Origin of the sequence: Ilumatobacter sp. (genome assembly GCF_041688325.1) — a bacterium.
In the GTDB taxonomy this organism is placed as follows: domain Bacteria; phylum Actinomycetota; class Acidimicrobiia; order Acidimicrobiales; family Ilumatobacteraceae; genus Ilumatobacter_A.
On record NZ_JBDNIJ010000158.1, the window covers coordinates 1 to 4438 of the forward strand.

The 4438-nt window shown below is 63.4% G+C and carries 4 protein-coding genes; 3 read left to right on the forward strand and 1 reads right to left on the reverse strand.

Features of this window, described 5'->3' with window-relative positions:
* Nucleotides 1-99 precede the first annotated feature (99 nt).
* The 3 genes from ACH2EI_RS10090 to ACH2EI_RS10100 are packed head-to-tail and all read left to right on the forward strand — an operon-like array spanning nucleotide 100 to nucleotide 3799.
* Nucleotides 100-381 (forward strand): DUF3499 family protein, encoded by a 282-nt coding sequence (locus ACH2EI_RS10090; RefSeq protein ID WP_395159912.1) that lies wholly within the window; start codon nucleotides 100-102, stop codon nucleotides 379-381.
* A 42-nt stretch (nucleotides 382-423) separates the two neighbouring features.
* Nucleotides 424-2208 (forward strand): hypothetical protein, encoded by a 1785-nt coding sequence (locus ACH2EI_RS10095; protein ID WP_395159914.1) that lies wholly within the window; start codon nucleotides 424-426, stop codon nucleotides 2206-2208.
* Complete coding sequence (locus tag ACH2EI_RS10100) at nucleotides 2159-3799, forward strand: exonuclease domain-containing protein (RefSeq protein ID WP_395159916.1); 1641 nt, start codon at nucleotides 2159-2161, stop codon at nucleotides 3797-3799. The genes ACH2EI_RS10095 and ACH2EI_RS10100 overlap by 50 nt, the downstream gene beginning before the upstream one ends.
* A gap of 19 nt (nucleotides 3800-3818) precedes the next feature.
* Here the strand turns inward: ACH2EI_RS10100 and ACH2EI_RS10105 are convergent.
* Nucleotides 3819-4438 (reverse strand): hypothetical protein (locus ACH2EI_RS10105; RefSeq protein ID WP_395159918.1); only part of this gene is annotated, 620 nt, incomplete at its 5' end.

Here is a 4438-nt window from a genome sequence, read left to right on the forward strand (position 1 = left end):
AATGTCGCGCGAAGGGTGACCATCCGCCGCTTGGGCTGTCTGGAGGTCTAATTTCAGGGTTGTTATTTCCGTCGGGTCAATAGTTGGGCAGTTGGAACCATGAAACTCACGAATCACTACACCGGAGAACACGTGCGGCCCTCAGTGGCATTCGCTTCAGAACGCCTGTGCACGCGCACTGTATGCTCCGAGCGAGCCGAATGCACGCTCAAGTACGACTACGGGCAGTCGCATGCCTGGATCGAAGAATTGCTCTTCGAGCGCGATCCGCACACATATGACATGTGCGCTCGCCACGCGGCCTGCCTGAGCGTGCCCAGCGGCTGGCACCTCGACAACCGTCGGGTGACGATCAGTCTCGCCGAATACAGCGTTGCCTGAGTTCGGCAGCAAGGTGAGATGAAATGCTGATAAAATCTGAGGATGGGCGGGCCAGGATCGGGGCGAAAGAAGGCGCGGGCCGCCGCTCGCTGCCTTGAGCACCCCGGTTCGGCGATCGTTGCTGCTGGCACATACAACACAGCCTCGGGAACTCGACGTCGCTTCCGGTGCACTCCCCTGGTTGGAGACGTCCATTGGTTCGTGGTGCAGGTCGCAGCCGACGCTGAACCAGAACTCGAACTGTCCCAACAGTTCCAGGCCCGGTGGTCGCCGATGCCGAAGTGTTCTGAGCATCCTGACGCCTATGTCGTACGCAATGGCACCTACGGCTCTCACACACCGAAACCTCGACAGCGCTATCGCTGCTATCCGAATGAGTTCGACCGAACCACCCATCACAGCTTCACACCGCCGCTACCACGAGATCATGTGTGCGCCGGCGATGAACACTGTGCCCACTGTGAAGAACTCCGTGGCATTCATCGCGGAGAAACGGCAGTAGCCCGCCGGCATTCATGGCCGACTCGCATCGTCGTCCGTGGCCTCGAGCAGCTCGCCAGCGGCGCCACATACGCCGACGTGAGCCGATGGGCGCTCCGCGTCACCAACAGCACCCGCACCAAGACGTACGACCAAGACGACGAATCATCCGACGGAACACAGCAAGCCACCAAGAAGAAGAAGAAGCGGAGCGCAGCATCGGAAGCGAGCCGCAACTCGTGGCATGTCGCCGCCGACTGGGTCGAAGCGTTCGCACCGCCCATCTGGGCAGACGTCGATGACAAGCTGCGAGCTGCAACGGTCGTCGAGCGTCGACGCCTCGACGGGCTGCTCGCCGACGGCAGACCGTTGGACATGCCACAAGTGGTCCTGGTCGACGACATCCCGGTCTACGGACGTGACGCCACCAGCGGCAAAGCTCGCCGCGACGGCGGTTTCTACATCTTGGCGGTCGCCGAAGTGTTCTGGGACCAGCCCAAAGACCCGTTCACGGTCGTGGCGACAACGACGAAGCTGCGACTACTGCGTGCGATGGCGAAGTCGAACACTGCAGCGTGGCGCCTCGTCTTCGATGAGCTCGGCTACACGCCGGACTTCGTCGTCGCCGACGCTGGCACCGGCATCGCCGCAGCATTCGACGCCCACTTCGATCCGGCACGGACACGGTTCGTGCCGTCTCTGTGGCATCTGGCTCGCAACGTCGAGAAGTCGTTCAGTGACACTCCGAAGGCGTTCTCGACCGCTGGCGGCACCAAACGGCTCATCGATCCGATCGACAGACACATGCGCAAACTCACTCGCGATGGCGCCCTCACCACGGCCGAAACGTGGAGTGCTTGGTGGGACGAACTCGGCACGTTGCTGGGCGGGCACGGGCTCCCCGTCGAAAGGACACTGGAACGCAGAAGTGACTATGAGCAACAGTTCGCTGACCTGCTCGACGCCATCCACGCACATCCCGGTCTACCGATCTCGACCGGCGGCCTCGAGACGTTGATCGCCAAACACGTCCACCGATCCTGGCGATGCGCCGCACCGGGTTCGCCAACATCGAACGCACCAACCGGCTTCTCGACCTCGTCGTCGCCAAACACCATGGCGCCTTCGACGAACCAGGCGACATTGTCGAACTCATCCGATCCGACAACAACCTCCACGGCGGATGGACCGTCCCGCTGCGAACCATCGCCGACCCTCGAGCAGTCTCTGGCCCCGGCTACTCGTCACTTCGCGATGCCACCCTTGTCGCCACTCTCGCGGAACAACGAGGTCTCACATGACGGACTATCCGGACCTGACTCCGTCGGAGGTCGCCGCTACCTGTGACGCTCTGTGGGCAGGGATCCGCCTCGTCGTCATCGACACCGAAACCACTTCACAACCCGGCGGTGGTCCGCTCCGAGCCGTCCAGGTCGCCTACCGCATCTGCCGCGCAGGTGCGGCGAGAGGACGGTGGAGCGACTACCTCAACCCCGGCGTGCCCATCGACAAAGTGTCGCAACGTATTCACGGCATCACCGACGAGCACGTCACCACCCAACCCGACTTCGCCACCGGCGCCAGCCCACTCCTGGCCGCCCTGCAGCCTCTCGATGGAGAACGAACCGTCGTGGTCGCCCACAACGTCGGCTTCGACCTTGCCGTGCTCCGCCACGAGTTCGAACTCGCCGGATGGGAGATGCCCGAGGCGTCGACACTCGACACGATGAAACTTGCACCACACCTTGGTGTCAGCGGACCATCACCCAAACTCCCCGCACTCTGCGACGCCCTCAGCATCACACATCACGACGCTCACGACGCCCAGGGCGATGCCGACGCCTGCGCCGATGTCGTCATCGCGTTGCTCGACATCGCAGCGCGTCAAGGACGGCGAGACTTCGACACCCTCCTTGAGGACGTCTCCGGTGCCGCCACGACCCGCACCGTTCGCGCATCGATGCGAACCCCACGAAACGATAACGCCAGCCCCGCACCGGCCCTGCCTGCCGACCATCTCGAGTCGCACACCCGGATACTCACCCGACGTGCCGGCATCAGAATGCTCGACGCATGGACAGGCGCTGTCGCCGAATGCGCTCGACTCCGCTGCGCCCACCTTCGCTCTCGTGCTGCGATCGCCGAAGCCGACAGCGACGTTGTCCTCGAGCGCCTCCACCACGTCCTCATCGAACGAGCCCATGTCTGCGACATCGCCGCCGCCGCGACCGTCCTTTCTGCCGTCCTCGATCGGCTGGGCGTGCCAACCCCTGGATCTCGCAACGTCAAAGCACGAAACGATGCCGTCCGCTGGACGAGACACTGGGCGCCCATCCTCAACCCGCTCGGACGGTGCAACTCGGTCGACCAATGCCCGACCTGCCGGGAAGGAATGCCGTGCCCGCTCGACACCTGGCGAGACAACCTTGCAGCACTCGTCGTAGGCGACCCAAACAACTACGCCCAGGGCTACTTCGAGATGGTCGGCAAAGAAGCGGGCACCGGCGTCTACACGACCTTGACTGACCGGGGGCTCGACCGGCAGGTCGCAGACGCCGGCATCTGGCTGTGCGCGCAACACTGGCGCAGCATCGGGCAAGGCTCACGCGCCGAAAGCGTCGTTCAACTCGCATGGAAAGCCGGATGCCGGCACCCTGATGTCGCCGACGCCTACGTCGGAGCGATGATCGCACCCGGCACCCTCGGCGACTACACAACGGCAATCAAGCTCTGCGACTCTGTCCTCTCGGGTGCCGGAGATTCCACCCATGACGCTTGGGTCCGACTCCGCTCACGACGAGCGCAGCTCGCCGGGAGAGCACATCGCCTTACCGTCCGATACCAAGGTGTCGACGACGACGGAAACCCCATTCCTGTCCGCCGCCATCATCCTGAGAACCCTCACCGCACCCGGCTGCCCCGGTTCGCAAGAAACTGACTGTTCAGACGACGGGCGCCTACCCGGCGGTGTACCGATCGATCCTGTACCCGCTGTCGGTGGGCGCGGCAACATAGGCGACGGCATCATCGATTGCAAGCAGCCGCGAATACGAGTAGCGGCTTTCAACATCGACGTTCGTTCCGAGCGTGCGATGGGCGCCCGGCTTCGTGAACAGCAGCACACTTGTCACGACGGGCGGCTCGACACTGAAGTCGATCGTCTGAGCGACCTGCCAGAACGAGCCGTCCTCGTTCATCCGGAAGTCCAAAATGGTCGGCGAGACGCCAGAAATCGCTGTCAACACGTCGACGCCTTCCTCCGTGACCCCGACCGCACCAGGGTCTTCGACACGTACGACGTCGAACCAGACTCTCGGCACGAGCTCCGGCAAGAAGGTTGAGCTATCTGCGGCGTAGAAGGGAAAGTCCTGTCCCTGGATGCGGGCGGTCACCGTGCGTTCGAACGGATTCCAAAACATGGGCACGTTCGCCCCGAACTCCGGTGTGGTCCTCGGCTCGTTCGAGTCGTCAACAACTCCAGAGGCGAGCTCAACGTCGAACACGCCGATCCGTGGCTCGCCGGCCGCTGGGTATGTGATGACCGCAGCCCGTCCGGTCATGCCCATCACGACTACGT

What these genes read in the sequence shown, in the direction of transcription:
- ACH2EI_RS10095 (WP_395159914.1), top strand. Translation starts at nt 424, where the DNA reads ATGGGCGGGCCAGGATCGGGGCGAAAGAAGGCGCGGGCCGCCGCTCGC.
- ACH2EI_RS10090 (WP_395159912.1), top strand. Translation starts at nt 100, where the DNA reads ATGAAACTCACGAATCACTACACCGGAGAACACGTGCGGCCCTCAGTG.
- ACH2EI_RS10100 (WP_395159916.1), top strand. Translation starts at nt 2,159, where the DNA reads ATGACGGACTATCCGGACCTGACTCCGTCGGAGGTCGCCGCTACCTGT.